The organism is Roseomonas sp. TS2, assembly GCF_058833935.1.
Genome location: NZ_JCACVY010000107.1, coordinates 1 through 15077, shown reverse-complemented (window position 1 = coordinate 15077; position 15077 = coordinate 1). Strand labels below are relative to the sequence as shown.

Sequence of the window (15077 nt, the reverse complement as noted above, 5' to 3'; positions counted from 1 at the left end):
TGCGCGGCACGGCGGACGGGCTGAGCCTGCTGCTCGGCGTCATGGCGTGCCTGATCGTGTTCGTGGCGCTGGTGGCGCTGGCGAACATGGCGGTGGAGCCGCTCACCGGCTGGTCGCTGCAGGCGCTGGCGGGGCTGGGCTTCCGCCCCGTCGCCTGGCTGATGGGGGTGCCTCCGGAGCACCTCGCCACCGTCGGCACCAGCCTCGGCGTGCGGCTGGTGGTGAACGAGTTCGTCGCCTATCTCGACCTCGCCACCGGCGGCGGCCTCGGGCTCGACACGCGCAGCCGGCTGATCCTCACCTACGCGCTGTGCGGCTTCGCCAATCTCGGCTCGGTCGGCATCATGCTCGGCGGCATGACGGCGATGTGCCCGGAGCGGAAGGCGGACATCCTGCGCCTCGGCCTGCCGGCGCTGGCCGCCGGCACGCTGGCCTGCTGCATGACGGGCGCGGTGGTGGGGCTGATGACGCCGCCCTGAGCGAAGGCCGGGGAACGCCCTTCCCCGGCCCCTCGCCGCTCCCCCTCGCCGCTTCCCCGTCAGGCCTTCGGGCGCGGCACCTTCAGCGGCCAGATGATGGTCAGCCAGGGGTGCCGCCGCGTCAGCTCGGCGATCATCGCCTCGACCCGGGCGGTGGAGCTGTTGGCGGTGTTGATCATCGAGGTGTGGTGCACGCGGTACTCGGCCAGCGGCTCGCCGGGCACCTGCTCGCCATGCAGGCCACGCTCCATGAGGCGGCACCAGAAGTCGAAATCCTCCCAGCCGCCGGGGATGTGGTCGTAGCCGCCCACCCAGTTCCAGGCGGCGCGCGAGATCAGCGCCATGGCGTCGATGTAGTTGCCGTTGGCCATCCGCACCGGGTCGTAGGGCGGCAGGTTCATCACCCCCTCGCCATCGCCGAACTTGCGGATGATGGGGTAGGCGAAGGCGGCCCCCGAGGCATCGGCGGTGCGCAGGCAGGCGGCGGCGCAATCGGGCAGCAGGCGGTTGTCGGCGTCCAGCGGCAGCACCCAGGGGGTCTCGGCCAGGGTGAAGGCCACGTTGCGGGTCAGGCCCAGCCCCGCATTCTTCAGGTTGCGCGCCACCACCAGGCGGTTGAAGCGGCCGGCATTGGCCGCCGCCCAGCGCAGCGCCACGGCCCGCGAATCATCCGTCGAGGCATCGTCGACGATCACCAGGTCGAGCGGCCGCAGGGTCTGCGCCACCACGCTGTCCAGCGCCTCCGCGACGTGCCGGGCATAGTTGTAGAGCGGCACGATGACGGTGACGGCGGCGGCGCCCAGCGCATCGTGCTCGTACACCACCTCGTGCTCCGGCACGGTGGGGGCGACGGGCAGCGGCAGCGGCTCGCAGCTGCGGCGGAAGGCCAGGGCGGCGGAGCGCCCGCCGCGCAGCATCTCCAGCACATCCGCCACGGCCGCGTTGCGCTGCTCGGGGCCATAGGCCCAGAGCACGTCGCGCTGCGCCGCGGCGGCCATGCGGCGGCGCAGCGCGGCATCGCCCAGCAGGGCCTCGAGCGCCGAGGACCATTCCTCCGGCGTGCCGGCCAGGTAGCCGGTCTCGCCATGCTTCATGGCGCGCCGGTAGGGGCCGGTGGGCGAGGCGATGGTGGGAACGTCCACCAGCGCCGCCTCGAAATACTTCAGCTCGCTCTTCGCCTCGCAGAAGTCGTTGCCGACCTCGAGCGGCGCGAGGTTGACGTCGAAGCGCGCCACCTCCTCGGGCAGCCGCGGCAGCGGCACCATGGGCCGCCACTCGATGCGGTCCTCGAGGCCCGCCAGCTCGGGGAACTCCTCCACGTCCAGCGTCGGCGTGCCTTCCATGGTCGGGATGTTCTGGGCGAAGCGGAACAGCACCAGCCGCGCCTCGGGGAAGCGGCGCAGCGCCCCGGCCACCGCGGCGGCGCACTGCTTGAAGTCCTTCTGGTGCGTGCGCGAGCCGGAGGCGTAGCCGATGCGCAGCAGCCCGTCCCGCTCCTTCGCCCAGTGCCGGGCGGCGCGGCGGGAGACGGCCAGCGTGTCGTGGTCGAAGCCGTTGGGCAGCACGCGCACCGGCATGCCGGCGTCGCGCATGTGCCAGGCCAGCTCCTCGGTGCTGGTGGTGCAGAGGTCGGAGGCCAGCATCGCCTGCCGCGCTTGGTGGAAATGGTTGGCGACCATCTCCTCCGGCAGCTTCTGGCTGCGGATGCCGTCGATCTTGTCGGAGCGCGCCAGGCGCGGGTCGATCAGCAGGTCGTCCACGTCGAACACCACGCGGGCGCCGTTGCGGCGCGCGGTGGAGATGGCCAGCGCCACCGCCTCGTTCAGCGGCACGCGCCACATCCACAGCACCTGCGCCATGCCGATCTCGGCCAGGCTGGCCTCGATATCCTCCATCCGCACCACCCAGACCTGCGCGCCGGCGCGGCGGGCGGCGGCGGCGGGACGCTCGACGCGGTAGAGATGGCCGGGCGTGCTGGCCTCGCCCGAGATGCAGACCACGCGCAGCGCGCCCATGCCGCTGAGGTCGGCCAGGGCGGCGCCCTGCGAGGCGGTGGGGGCGGTGAACGCCAGGGCCTGCGCGGACGCAGCCGGCGCCGGCTGCGGCATGGCGGCCAGCGCCGCGATGATCTCCCGCCGCTCCCGCAGCTTGCGCGGCAGCTGCAGCGTGGCCGACCACCAGGCGAGCTTCATCGCGCCGCGCACGCCGCGCCGCATGCCGGGCGGCAGCCGCCCGGCGGCGCTGCGCAGCGGCGCGGCGGCACGCCAGAGCGTGGATTGCGTCAGCAGGCGCAGGCTGGCCTGGGTGGCGTGCAGCTCGCCCTCGGCCCGCAGCAGCCGGGAGAGCAGCTGCTCCCGCGCGGCGGCGTCCTGCTCCGCCTTGCGGCGGGCGGCCTCCAGCTCGGCCTGCGCCGCCTCCACATGGCTGAAGGCGGCGGTCATGGAGGCCGACCGCGCCGCCTCCGTCCGCTGCTCCGCGCGGTCACGTTCCGCCTCCAGCTCGGCCCGCGCCGCCTCGGCGCGCTGCACGGCCTGGGCGCGGCGGGATTCGAGCGCCGCGGCCTGCCGCTCGGCCTCGTGCCGCGCTTCCGTCGCCAGCCGCTCCCGCGTCTCGGCCTCCCAGCGCTCGCCCAGCCAGGCGAAGCGGCCACGCAGCCGCGCCGTCTCGGCCGGGTCGGCCAGCGCGGTCAGCGCCAGCACCGCCGGCGGCGGCGCCTCGCCCACGCACAGCACGCCAAGCCCCCCTCCGTGCAGGAACTCGAAGGCGGGGTACCGACCGCGCAGTTCGGCCCACAGGCGCCAGACGCCTGCATCCTCCTCCTCCAGCACGTTGGTGCCGTGCAGCAGCACCACGCCGCGTTCCGACATCTTCGGCAGCCAGGCCTCGAAATCGTGGCGCGCCGCCTCCTGGGTGCGCAGCCCGTCGATGTGCAGCAGGTCGATGGAGCGGTCCGCGAAGCGCGGCAGCGCCGCGTCGGCCGCCATCCGCAGCAGGCCGGAGAACGCCAGGAAGCGCGCATCGTGGAAGCTGCGGAAATTCCCGCGTTCCGCGCCGCCGCAGGAGGTGGCGCCCTGGTCCTCCTCCTCGCGCTGCACGGCCCAGCAGCGCGTGGGCAGGCCGCCGCGCTGCACCGCATGGCAGAAGGCCGAGTAGGATATGCCGTCGCGCGCGCCCAGCTCCACCAGGCTGCGCGGCGCCGCCTGCCGGACCAGCCAGTGCGCGAAGGGCACGTGCTGCCACCAGGCGCTCGCCTCGCCGATCCGCTCCGCCTGCCAGAACAGCGGATCCAGGGAAGGATCCGTCAGCGCAGCCAGCTGGGCAGCCAGCGGGGCAGCCAGCGGGGCGGCCTCGTGACCCCCACGCGCTCCAGCAGTGCCGGGCGTTCGGTTGTCCATCAATCTACTCCGGATGATGCCCTGGGAGCCGCTTCGGCCGCCGCAGCGGACCTTGCGGCGGCCCCAGCGGCGGCCCCACCGGCGGCCTTGTGCGGCAGCCGTGCGGCCAGGGAGGTAAACGGGTTCGCTATGCCAGCCACGGCCGGGAGCGTCTAGGTGGCGAGGCCAGCCCGCTGCCCTGCCAGGAGAACAGCAGATTGGGATTGTGGTAGGGGTCGCGCGCCAGCTCGACGGCCCAGCGGGACTGGATGACGCCCAGCTCCCGCAGGAAGCGCGCATGGCGCTCCGGGTCGCTCGCATCGTCCCCGCGCGAGACGGATTCGAGGTGCATCAGCGTCGCCTCGGGCGTCCAGACGATGCGGTAGCCCTCGCTACCCAGCCGCAGGCAGAGGTCGATGTCGTTGAAGGCGACGCGCAGCGCCCCGGCATCCAGGCCGCCCATCGCCAGATAGAGCTGCCGCCGGATGGCCAGGCAGGCGCCGGTCACCGCCAGCACCGAGCGCGCCAGGATCAGCTCGCCCTGCGGCCCGGTCTCCTCCGGCTCCGCGAGGCGGAGCTGGTGCGCCAGCATCGGCCCCGGGCTGAGCACCACGCCGCCATGCTGCAGGCGGCCATCGGCATAGACCAGCTTGGCCCCCACCGCGCCCACCTCGGGCCGCAGCGCCTGCGCCACCATGGCGCGCAGCCAGCCGGGCTCATAGACATCGGTGTCGTTGTTCAGCAGCAGCAGCACCTCGCCGCGCGCCGCCGCCGCCGCCGCGTTGTTCAGCGCGGCGTAGTTGAACGGGCCGGGGGCATCCAGCACGCTCACGCGCGGGTCCTGGCGCAGCCGCGCCAGCAGCGCCAGGGCCTCGGCCCCGGTGCTGCCATTGTCGACGATCAGCAGCTCGAGGGCAGGATAGTCCGTGCGGCGCAGCACGGCATCGGCGCTGCGGGCCAGCAGGCCGGCGCCGTCGCGCGTCGGGATGATGACGGAGACCAGCGGCGGCCGCGCGGGCAGCGGCCAGTCCACCGCGCACCATTGCGGCGCCTGCGGCACGGGGCGCAGGCGCGCCGCCGGGTGGCCGCAGGCGGCGAGATGCTCCCGCAACACGCGCCGAGCGGCCTCGCCCTCCCATTCCGCCGGGGCGTCCTCCGGCAGGCGGCGGTGGCAGAGAACCGCCGGCACATGCCGGATCTGCTCCTGCGGCACGCGCCGCATGGCCCGCAGCGCCAGATCGTGCAGGGCGACGCCCAGCGGGCCGGCCTCGCGCCGCAGCCCGCCCAGGCCCCGCAGCAGCGGAAGCCGGAAGGCCAGCGGCAGGCCCAGCGCGTCGCGCGCCAGCATCAGCTCCGGGTCGAAGCCCGTCTTGAAGCGGGGAGAGACGCGGCGCCCCGCCGCATCCAGGCGGTCCTCGTCGGCATAGAGCAGGGCGCTGTCGGGGTGGCGCAGCCGCAGCAGCGCGAATTCGTGCAGCGCCGTCTCGTCCAGCACCGCGCCGCGCGGAAGCGGCAGCACGAAGGCTTCGTCATCCTCCGCCGCCGCCAGCGCAGCCTGCAGGAAAGCGGCGGGCAGCGCCTCGGCGGCGGCAGGCAGGGGCACGGCCAGCACCTGCTCCGGCCGCGGCGGGGGTTCCGGCAGCCCTTCCAGCCAGGCCGCGCCGGGCAGGCAGAGGCGCCATTCCGGGTAGAGCTGGGACAGCGCGCCGCGCAGCGTCTCCGCCCAGTCGACGGGGCTCTCTCCGGCGCGCAGCAGCGGCACCAGCAGGAAGCGCGGACGCTCCCCCATGCGCGCGACCTGCGCCGCGATCGCCTGCCGGTCGGCCCCGGTGAGACGGCCGTGGCGCTCCAGCCACGCGGCGTAGCCGGCGGCATCCCAGGGGAGAAGTGCCATGCGGGACGTCTAGGGCCGAGGCAACGGGGCGGGCAGGGCTGCGGTGCGGGTCGGCGGCATCAGGCGGAGGGCACTCACTCGGCGGGAAGGGCCGCCATGCGGGAGGAGGAGGAGGAACGGCTGCGCGGCCTTGCCGCCAGGATGGAGACCACCACCAGCGCGCCGATCATGCCGACATGCTCGCCCGCGGTGTGGAAGGCGATGATGGCCCGCTCCCCCTCCAGAAGCCAGAAATGATGCACCAGGGGGATGGTCAGCGCCGTGAACACGCCCAGCGCCCCGGCGCCGAGCCAGGTCCAGCGGTTGAGGATGACCAGCGCCGAACCGCCGAGCTGGGTGATGACGACGAGGATGTTGAACAGCACCGGCGGGTTCAGGCCGAAATGCGCCATCTCGGCGACGCCGCCCTGAAAGTCCAGCAGCTTGCTGAGCCCGCTGCCCCAGAAGGGAAAGCAGAGCACCACCCTGGCCAGGATCTCGACCAGCGGGTGGCTCAGGATGGATTCGATCAGCTTCGGCACAGCAGCTTCCCCTGCCTCATACGGAACGGAAGCGACATTATGCTTCCGCCCGCGAAAGGATTGTGCTCCCGCACAGGCGGGAGCGCAGTAACAAGGTGGTGAACTGCCTTCTCAGCGGCCAGACATGATCCGCTCGACCAGCTGCCGCACGGTGGGGATGAAGCCGTTCGAGTAGAACGGGTCCTGCCCGAAGCGATAGGCGTTGTGGCCGGCGAACATCAGGTTGTGCTCGATCTCGCCGTCATGCGCGATGTCCTGCAGCGTCTTCTGGATGCAGAAGCTGCGCGGGTCGGCCTTCTTGCCGTTGCTGTAGTCCGGCCCGTGCTGCGTCCAGTTGGAGAAGCGGCAGTGGCTGAGGCAGCCCATGCAGTCCGTCTGGTCCTTCAAGATCTCGCGGGCGTTCCCGGGCGTCACGAAGACCAGCGTATTGTCCGGCGTGCGCAGCGCCTCGGTGTAGCCCTGCGCCTCCCAGTGATGCACGCGCTCCAGGTCGCCCGGCGCCAGCCAGACGAGGCGCTTGCGCGGGCCCACGCCATATTCGGCGGTGTGCTCGCCCACCGGCTCAGGGCTGATCGCCACCTGCCGCTCGTTGCGCGCCTCGAGGTCGCGCAGGAAGTCGTTGCGCACGGCGGAGGAGTAGAAGCCGGTCGGCGAGAAGGGCTGCAGCAGCACGTCGCCGGGCTTCAGCGTCAGCAGGCGCTGCTTCCAGGCCTCGCTGATCGGGCTTTCCTTGGTCAGCAGCGGACGGGTGCCGAACTGGAAGGCGATGGGGCCGAGCTCCGGATTGTCGATCCAGTCCTCCCACTCCTCCAGCCACCAGACGCCGCCGGCCATGATGATCGGCACGTCGCCCAGGCCGAAGGCGCGCATCTGCTCGCGCAGCTTCAGCACGCGGGCATAGGGCGCCTCGGGCTTGTTCGGGTCCTCGGAGTTGGAGAGGCCGTTATGGCCGCCGGCCAGCCAGGGGTCCTCGTAGACCACGCCGCCCAGCAGCTCGGCCGCCTTGGAGTAGCTGCGCTTCCACAGCGCCGCGAAGGCCCGGCCGGAGGAGACGATGGGATAGTAGAACACGCCGAACTCGCGGGCGATGTCGGCCAGCTTGTAGGGCATGCCGGCGCCGCAGGTGACGCCGTTGATCAGCCCCCGCGCGCCTTCCAGCACGCCGCGCAGCACGCGCTCGGCGCCGCCCATCTCCCACAGCACGTTGATGTGGATGCGGCCCTGGCCGTTCGAGCGCTCATAGGCCTCGCGCGCCTGGGTGATGCCACCCGAGATGCCGTAGGCCACGAGTTCCTCATGCCGGTCGCGCCGGGTGCGGCCATGATAGACCTGCCGGATGACGTTGCCTTCGGCATCGTAGCTGTCGGCATTCACGCCGGAGAAGGTGCCGACGCCACCGGCGCCCGCCCATTCCCCGCAGGAAGCTCCCGTGGACACGGCCACGCCCTTGCCGCCTTCCACCAGCGGAAGCACGTCCACACCGCCCATCCGGATCGCGTTGATCGCCTTCACCGCAGCCTACCGTCCCAGAAGCTGTTTATCACGATATCGTCATATAGCGCGCCGGGGGCGCTTTCGCAGCCCCGGCGTTTGAAAACGCGCAACGGCCAGCGGCCGTTGCGCGCAAGAGGGGGAACCGAACCGGACCGGTCCTCAGTCGCGGCGGGGGCGGCGCTCGCGGCGCTCCTGCCGGCCCTCGCCATTGCCCTCGGCCTCGCCCTCGTCACGCGGACGGCGGGCACCGACCTGATCGCTGATGTCGGCACCCGTGGCCTGATCGACAACCCGCATGGACAACTTCACCTTGCCGCGGTCGTCGAAGCCCAGCACCTTCACCTTCACCTTGTCGCCCTGCTTGACGATGTCGGTGGTCTTGCTGACGCGCTCATTGGCCAGCTCGGAGATGTGGACCAGCCCGTCCTTGGCGCCGAGGAAGTTGACGAAGGCGCCGAACTCGGCGGTCTTCACCACGGTGCCGTTGTAGATCACGCCGATCTCGGGCTCGGCGGTGATGCCGCGGATGCGGTCGATTGCCGCCTGGGTCGCCTCGGGGCTGGTCGACGCGATCTTGATCGTGCCGTCATCCTCGATGTCGATCTTGGTGCCGGTGGTCTCGACGATGTCGCGGATCACCTTGCCGCCGGTGCCGATGACCTCGCGGATCTTGTCCTTCGGCACGTTGATCACGGTGATCTTCGGCGCGTTGGAGGCGACGTCCGTGCGGGCGCCGGTCAGGCCCTTGGCCATCTCGCCCAGGATGTGCAGCCGGCCGCCCTTGGCCTGCTCCAGCGCGATGCGCATGATCTCGGGCGTGATCGAGGTGATCTTGATGTCCATCTGGAGGGAGGTGATGCCCTCCTCCGTGCCGGCCACCTTGAAGTCCATGTCGCCGAGGTGGTCCTCGTCGCCCAGGATGTCGGAGAGGACGGCGAAGCCGCGCTCCTCCTTGATCAGGCCCATGGCGATGCCGGCGCAGGGGCGCTTCAGCGGCACGCCCGCATCCATGAGCGACAGCGAGGTGCCGCAGACGGTGGCCATCGAGGAGGAGCCGTTCGACTCGGTGATCTCGGAGACCACGCGCATCGTGTAGGGGAAGGTGGACTTCTCCGGCAGCAGCGGCTTGATGGCGCGCCAGGCCAGCTTGCCATGGCCGATCTCGCGGCGGCCGGGGCTGCCCATCCGGCCCGTCTCGTTCACCGAGTAGGGCGGGAAGTTGTAGTGCAGCATGAAGTTCTCGCGGTACTCGCCCGCGAGCTGGTCGATGATCTGCTCGTCCTGGCCGGTGCCGAGGGTCGCCACGCAGAAGGCCTGCGTCTCGCCGCGGGTGAACAGCGCCGAGCCATGGGCGCGCGGCAGCACGCCGACCTCGGCCACGATCGGGCGCACGGTCTTGGTGTCGCGGCCGTCGATGCGGATGCCGGTGTCGAGGATGGCGTCGCGCACCACCGTCGCCTCCAGCTCCTTCAGCAGGCCCTTGGCGGCCTCGGCCTCCGTCTCGGAGAGCTGCGCCAGGATCGCCTTCTTGGCCTCGCCCACCTTCTTCTGGCGGAGGAGCTTCTGGGTCTCCTTGTAGGCCTCGCCGATCGGGGCGGAGCCCAGGGAGGCCAGCTTCTGCTTCAGAGCGGCGGTCTCGGCCGATTCCTCCGGCAGGTCCCAGGGCTCCTTGGCGGCGCGCTCGGCCAGCTCGATGATGCCCTCGATCACCGGCTGGAAGCCCTTGTGGCCGAAGGTCACGGCGCCCAGCATGTCGTCCTCGGACAGCTCATGCGCCTCGGACTCGACCATCAGCACGCCCTCGGCGGTGCCGGCGAGCACGAGGTCGAGCTTGGAGGACTTCATCTGCTCCAGCGTCGGGTTGAGGACGTAGGCGCCCTCGATCAGCCCGACGCGCGCGGCGCCAACAGGGCCGAAGAACGGGATGCCAGAGAGCGTCAGCGCGGCCGAGCAGCCGACCAGCGCCACGATGTCCGGGCTGTTCTCCATGTCATGCGACAGCACCGTCGCGATGACCTGCACCTCGTTGCGGAAGCCCTCGGGGAAGAGCGGGCGGATCGGGCGGTCGATCAGGCGGGAGATCAGCGTCTCCGCCTCGGAGGGGCGCCCCTCGCGCTTGAAGAAGCCGCCCGGGATCTTGCCCGCCGCGAAGGCCTTCTCCTGGTAGTTCACGGTGAGCGGGAAGAAATCCTGCCCCGGCTTCACGCTGCGCGCGCCGACCACGGTGCAGAGCACGATGGTGTCGCCGAGGCGCGCCATCACCGCGCCGTCCGCCTGGCGGGCGACCTTGCCCGTCTCCAGGGTGAGCGTCTTACCGCCCCAGGCGATGTCCTTGCGGAAGTAGTTGTCGAACATGGATCGTCCTTAGCATCGCGGCCCGCGCATGGATGGCTGCGGGTCCTGCCTCTCCCCGCCCGGGCCCGTGGCCGTGGCGGAGTGCCGAAAGAGCGATGCGGGAATTGCAGTGCCAGACCAGGTCTCCGCCTTCCCCATGGAAGGCTCTCGGCGTCTCGGGCGGCATGGGGTGGCCGCACGGCGGAACCGCGGGACGCACCATGTGGCCGGAAACGCCGCCACGCCCCTCGAAACGGATGGGGTCGCGCCTGGCGCAGCCGCTGTTCTTTCCCGCACGCTCGCGGGTCCGGGCCGGCCCGGTGGGGCGGCCCGCGCCGGGTTATGAACGGTCGGCGGGCCGGATGCTACGGAAAAATCACGGCGCCGCCCGCCCGCCCCTGCCACGGAGCGGCATGCGGGCCGGGATTCCCGGCGCCGGGCGGCCGCCGGCCCGCCAAGGCCAGGATATCTCCTCCCTCCGGAATGCTTGACAAAGGCAGGCATATTCCTGCCTCTGTCAGGCATGTTGCCCGAGACCCTCATCCGCCGCTTCCACCGCGCCGTCACGCGGCAGGCGCAGGCGCTCGGCCCGCTGCCCGGCGGCGACCTGCCCCTGGCCGAGGCGCGCCTGGTCTATGAGCTGGCGCAGCAGCCCGGCAGCGCCGCCGCCGCGCTCGCGGCCCGGCTGGGGCTGGACGATGGCTACCTCTCCCGCCTGCTGCGCCGCCTGCAGGCGCGCGGCTGGCTGGAGCGCCGCCCCGACCCGGCGGATGGGCGGCAGCACCGGCTGTTCCTGACGCCCGGCGGCCTGGCGGGCTTCGCCGCGCTGGACACCGCCGCCGACGCCCGGGCCACCGCCCTGCTGGCCGCCCGCCCCGCCGCCGACCGCCCGCGCCTGCTGGCCGCCATGGCCGAGATCCTGGCGCAGCTGGAGCCGGAGGAGGCACTGCCCGTCACGCTGCGCCCGCACCGGCCGGGGGATCTCGGGACCATCATCGCCCGCCACGCCGCGCTCTATGCCGAGGAGCGGGGCTGGGACATCCGCTTCGAGGGGGCGGTGGCCGGCATCGTGGCGGAGATGCTGGCGCGCTTCGACCCGGCGCGGGAGCGCATCTGGGTGGCCGAGCGGGGCGCGCAGTTCCTGGGCTCCGTGGCGGTGGTGGCGGAGGCGCCGGGCGTCGCCAAGCTGCGGCTGCTGCTGCTGGAGCCGGCCGCGCGCGGCCATGGGCTGGGCCGCCGCCTGCTGGGCGAGGCCGAGGCCTTCGCCCGTGCCGCCGGCCACCGCGCGATGGTGCTGTGGACCTATTCCTGCCTGACGGAGGCGCGCGGCCTCTACGCCGCGGCGGGCTGGAGCCTGCGGGAGAGCGTGCCGGAGCAGGCCTATGGCCATGCCCTGGTGGCGGAGAAATGGGACAAGGCCCTGGCCTGAGCCGGCGTTCCGGGCCCGGGAGAAAGCCGGGCCGGGCGAATCAAGGCCGCGCGAATCGGGGCCCGGAGCAGCCGGGCCGGGGCGCAGCCGGAAAAGACGAAGGGCGGGGGAATCGCTTCCCCCGCCCCTTCCGCCCTGTCGATCCGCCAGGCTCACATCGGCAGGTTCAGGCCGCCGCGCGCAGCGCCGCCGCCTTCACCTCGTCGCTCACCGTGCCGGCGAAGGTCTCGAAGTTCTTCTCGAACAGCGAGACGAGGTGCGCCGCGGTCTTGTCGTAGGCCGCCTTGTCGGCCCAGGATTCGCGCGGGTTCAGCACCTCGGCCGGCACGCCCGGCACGTCCTGCGGCACGGCGAGGCCGAAGAACGGGTCGGTCTCGAACTTCGCCTGGGCCAGGGAGCCGTCCAGCGCCGCGCGCAGCAGGGCGCGGGTGTGCTTGATGCTCATGCGGTGGCCGGTGCCGTAGCTGCCGCCGGTCCAGCCGGTGTTCACCAGCCACACCTGCGCGCCGTGCTTGGCGATCAGCTCGGCCAGCATCTTGCCGTACACCTCGGGGTGGCGCGGCAGGAAGGGCGCGCCGAAGCAGGTGGAGAAGGTGGCCTGCGGCTCCTTCCCCAGGCCCTTCTCGGTGCCCGCCACCTTGGCGGTGTAGCCGGACATGAAGTGGTACATGGCCTGCGCCGGCGTCAGCCTGGCGATCGGCGGCAGCACGCCGAAGGCGTCGGCCGTCAGCATCACCACGTTCTTCGGCAGCCCGGCCTGCCCGCCCGGCGCGGTGCCGGGGATGAACTCGATCGGGTAGCAGGAGCGGGTGTTCTCGGTCAGCGAGCCATTGTCGAGGTCGAGGTTGCCGCGCTTATCGGCCACCACGTTCTCCAGCACGGCGCCGAAGCGGTGCGAGGCGTTCCAGATCTGCGGCTCGGCCTCCTGGCTGAGCTTGATGACCTTGGCGTAGCAGCCGCCCTCGAAGTTGAAGACGCCCTTGTCCGACCAGCCATGCTCGTCATCGCCGATCAGCGCGCGCTCGGGGTCGGAGGAGAGGGTGGTCTTGCCGGTGCCGGAGAGGCCGAAGAACAGCGCCGTGTCGCCCGCCTTGCCGACATTGGCGGAGCAGTGCATCGGCAGCACGCCCTTGGCCGGCAGCAGCCAGTTCATGACCGTGAAGATGCTCTTCTTGATCTCGCCCGCGTAGCTGGTGCCGGCGATGCAGATCACCTTCTTGGCGAAGGAGAGCGCGATCAGCGTGGTGGAGCCGGCGCGGCCGCCATGCTCCGGCTTCGCCTCCATCTCCGGCGCGTGCAGGATGGTGAAGTCCGGCGTGAAGGAGGCCAGCTCCTCGACCGGCGGGCGGATGAACATGTTGCGCGCGAACAGCGCGTGCCAGGCATTCGTCGTCACCAGCCGCACGCGGATGCGGTGCTCCGGGTCGGCGCCGGCGTAGAGGTCCTGCGTGAACAGCTCCTCCCGGCTGCCGAGCCAGGCGCGCGCATCGGCGGTGAAGGCCTCGAACTTGGCGGGGTCCAGCTTCTGGTTGACCTTGCCCCACCAGATCTCGCTGGTCACCTCGGGGTCGTCGGCCACGAACTTGTCCTGCACCGAGCGGCCGGTGTGCTGGCCCGTCACCGCGATGAAGGCACCATCCGCCGAGAGCCGGCCCTCGCCGCGGCGCAGCGCCTGGGCGTACAGCCCGGCGGCGGTCAGGTTGGCATGGACCTCGGGGGTGGCGGTCACGCCGGTGCCGGCGAGAGCCTCCAGGGCGGGGTTCGACGCTGTCATCTGGCAGCATTCTCCAAGATCAAGGCGCTTTTCCTCCAGCGGAAGATCCGTGGGGCAGTAGCCATTGAAGGCCCCCGGGCCGCGCGGCATCCCGCACAACCGCGTGCCACATGCTTTGCGAACCGGGTGGTGGAGAGAACCTAGAAGCTTGCCTAGCAATTGGTCAATGTAAGTGTTGTCGTCATATTATATGACAAGATCACGACCCGTTTCCTGCCTGCTGGCCTCGTGCCACGCGCCCCCGCCGGGCGGCCTCCACCAGCGCCGCGCGCATCCCGGCGAGGTCCGCCACGGGTTCCGGGAAGTCGTGGCGGCACACGCGCTCCCCCAGCGCCAGGTCGCAGCCATCCACGTCGGCGGCCACCATGCGCCACGGCCCAGCCTCCCCGCCGCACAAATGGACGGCAATGATTTCAATGGCTTCGGCATGGTCCTCGTTCATGTGGGCGCAGATCCCGGCTTCTGCCGCGGCGATCGCCGCCACCGCCGCGGGGCTGGGCCGCAACTCGCTGCCGCGCAGCCGCGTGGCCGCCGCGAAGCCCCCCACCAGCAGCGCCGCCTGCGGCCGGATGCGCCAGAGCGCGAAGTCGGCGAAGCCGGCGTAGAGCGCCGCGTAGGGGTGCAAAGCCAGCCAGCGCGCCTTCAGGGCGGCCGTCTCATCCCCCGAGACGCGCTCCACCAGCCCCGTCACAGTTGCGCGAGGCGCGGTCTGGGGGTTGGCACCCTCGGCCCGGCCCTGCACCATCAGCGCGCAGCGCGGCTCGCGCGACAACTGCCGCGTGTGCTCGGACAGGCCGGAGAGCCAGAGCAGCACCGAAAGATCCGGCGCCATGGCGGGCGTGACGAGGCTGGCGAAGGGCTGGCCCTCCTGCTGCGTCGCCAGAGTCGCGCTCCGCGCCCCGCGCAGCAGCGCCCGCGCCTGCCGGATGGCGGCGGCGCGCGCGGCTTCGGGCTTGTCGTTCATCCCCCTCGCCTCCTAATGCGCATGCGGCGGCCCGGCCCGTGCCACAATCCCGGCGCATCCCGGCCGCATCCGCAGGGACAATGCCTCGACACGGGAGGCCGCAGGAGCCAGACCACATGCCCGCCACGATCGCCCTGGTCGATGACGACCGCAACATCCTCACCTCGGTCTCCATGACGCTGGAGCAGGAGGGCTTCCAGGTGCGCACCTACACCGATGGCGAGAGCGCCCTGCAGGGCCTGCTCTCCCGCCCGGCGGACCTGGCGGTGCTGGACATCAAGATGCCCCGCATGGACGGGATGGAGCTGCTGCAGCGGCTGCGCCAGCGCTCCTCGATGCCGGTGATCTTCCTCACCTCGAAGGACGAGGAGCTGGACCAGCTGATGGGGCTGCGCCTCGGCGCCGACGACTACATCACCAAGCCCTTCAGCCAGCGCCTGCTGCTGGAGCGCATCCGCGCCCTGCTGCGCCGCAACGAGGCCAGCCGCGCCGAGGGCAGCGGCGCGCCGCCCTCCGGCGTCATCACCCGCGGCGACCTGACGCTGGACGAGACCAAGCACACCTGCCTCTGGAAGGGCGAACAGGTGCAGCTCACCGTCACGGAGTTCCTGCTGGTGAAGGCGCTGGCGCAGCGCCCGGGCATGGTGAAGAACCGCGACCAGCTGATCGACGCCGCCTATGGCGAGGCGATCTACGTGGACGACCGCACCATCGACAGCCACGTGAAGCGGGTGCGCAAGAAGTTCCGCGCCGTGGACGACGACTTCTCGATGATCGAGACCCTCTACGGCATCGGCTACCGCTACAAGGAAGC

General features: G+C 71.7%; 10 protein-coding genes. 3 read left to right on the top strand and 7 right to left on the bottom strand.

The window, feature by feature from the left end:
* The coding region (locus tag ACZJYS_RS16020; protein WP_493179578.1) for a nucleoside transporter C-terminal domain-containing protein at positions 1–479 on the top strand (479 nt) is incomplete at its 5' end.
* 59 nt (positions 480–538) lie between these two features.
* Here ACZJYS_RS16020 and ACZJYS_RS16015 read toward each other — a convergent pair.
* The 5 genes from ACZJYS_RS16015 to pnp form a co-directional block, all read right to left on the bottom strand.
* Complete coding sequence (locus tag ACZJYS_RS16015; protein ID WP_493179577.1) at positions 539–3874, bottom strand: glycosyltransferase; 3336 nt, start codon at positions 3872–3874, stop codon at positions 539–541.
* 127 nt (positions 3875–4001) lie between these two features.
* Positions 4002–5747 (bottom strand): glycosyltransferase, encoded by a 1746-nt coding sequence (locus tag ACZJYS_RS16010; RefSeq protein WP_493179576.1) that lies wholly within the window; start codon positions 5745–5747, stop codon positions 4002–4004.
* Positions 5748–5821: 74 nt separating this feature from the next.
* Entirely contained in the window at positions 5822–6268 is a 447-nt protein-coding gene (locus tag ACZJYS_RS16005) for a DoxX family protein (RefSeq protein ID WP_109515858.1), read from the bottom strand.
* A 111-nt stretch (positions 6269–6379) separates the two neighbouring features.
* Positions 6380–7780, bottom strand: a complete 1401-nt coding sequence (locus ACZJYS_RS16000) for an NAD(P)H-dependent flavin oxidoreductase (protein ID WP_109515857.1) — start codon at positions 7778–7780, stop codon at positions 6380–6382.
* A gap of 141 nt (positions 7781–7921) precedes the next feature.
* On the bottom strand, positions 7922–10117 hold the full coding sequence (gene pnp / locus ACZJYS_RS15995; RefSeq protein WP_109515856.1) for a polyribonucleotide nucleotidyltransferase: 2196 nt from the start codon (positions 10115–10117) through the stop codon (positions 7922–7924).
* A 505-nt stretch (positions 10118–10622) separates the two neighbouring features.
* Here pnp and ACZJYS_RS15990 point away from each other — a divergent pair.
* Positions 10623–11525: a bifunctional helix-turn-helix transcriptional regulator/GNAT family N-acetyltransferase gene (locus ACZJYS_RS15990; protein WP_493179575.1), complete on the top strand. Its 903-nt coding sequence runs from the start codon at positions 10623–10625 to the stop codon at positions 11523–11525.
* Positions 11526–11691: 166 nt separating this feature from the next.
* On the opposite strand, the gene ACZJYS_RS15985 is transcribed toward ACZJYS_RS15990, so the two are convergent.
* The gene (locus ACZJYS_RS15985) at positions 11692–13299 is read right to left on the bottom strand and encodes a phosphoenolpyruvate carboxykinase (protein WP_493179574.1); all 1608 of its coding nucleotides are present in this window, start codon (positions 13297–13299) and stop codon (positions 11692–11694) included.
* A gap of 199 nt (positions 13300–13498) precedes the next feature.
* Positions 13499–14263, bottom strand: a complete 765-nt coding sequence (locus ACZJYS_RS15980; RefSeq protein WP_493179573.1) for a HugZ family pyridoxamine 5'-phosphate oxidase — start codon at positions 14261–14263, stop codon at positions 13499–13501.
* 116 nt (positions 14264–14379) lie between these two features.
* On the opposite strand from ACZJYS_RS15980, the gene ACZJYS_RS15975 reads away from it, so the two are divergent.
* Positions 14380–15077 (top strand): response regulator transcription factor (locus ACZJYS_RS15975; RefSeq protein WP_109515852.1); only part of this gene is annotated, 698 nt, incomplete at its 3' end.

Coding starts and splice junctions, on each gene's coding strand:
- ACZJYS_RS16015 (WP_493179577.1), bottom strand. CDS start 3,874: ATGGACAACCGAACGCCCGGCACTGCTGGAGCGCGTGGGGGTCACGAG.
- ACZJYS_RS16010 (WP_493179576.1), bottom strand. CDS start 5,747: ATGGCACTTCTCCCCTGGGATGCCGCCGGCTACGCCGCGTGGCTGGAG.
- pnp (WP_109515856.1), bottom strand. CDS start 10,117: ATGTTCGACAACTACTTCCGCAAGGACATCGCCTGGGGCGGTAAGACG.
- ACZJYS_RS15985 (WP_493179574.1), bottom strand. CDS start 13,299: ATGACAGCGTCGAACCCCGCCCTGGAGGCTCTCGCCGGCACCGGCGTG.
- ACZJYS_RS15980 (WP_493179573.1), bottom strand. CDS start 14,263: ATGAACGACAAGCCCGAAGCCGCGCGCGCCGCCGCCATCCGGCAGGCG.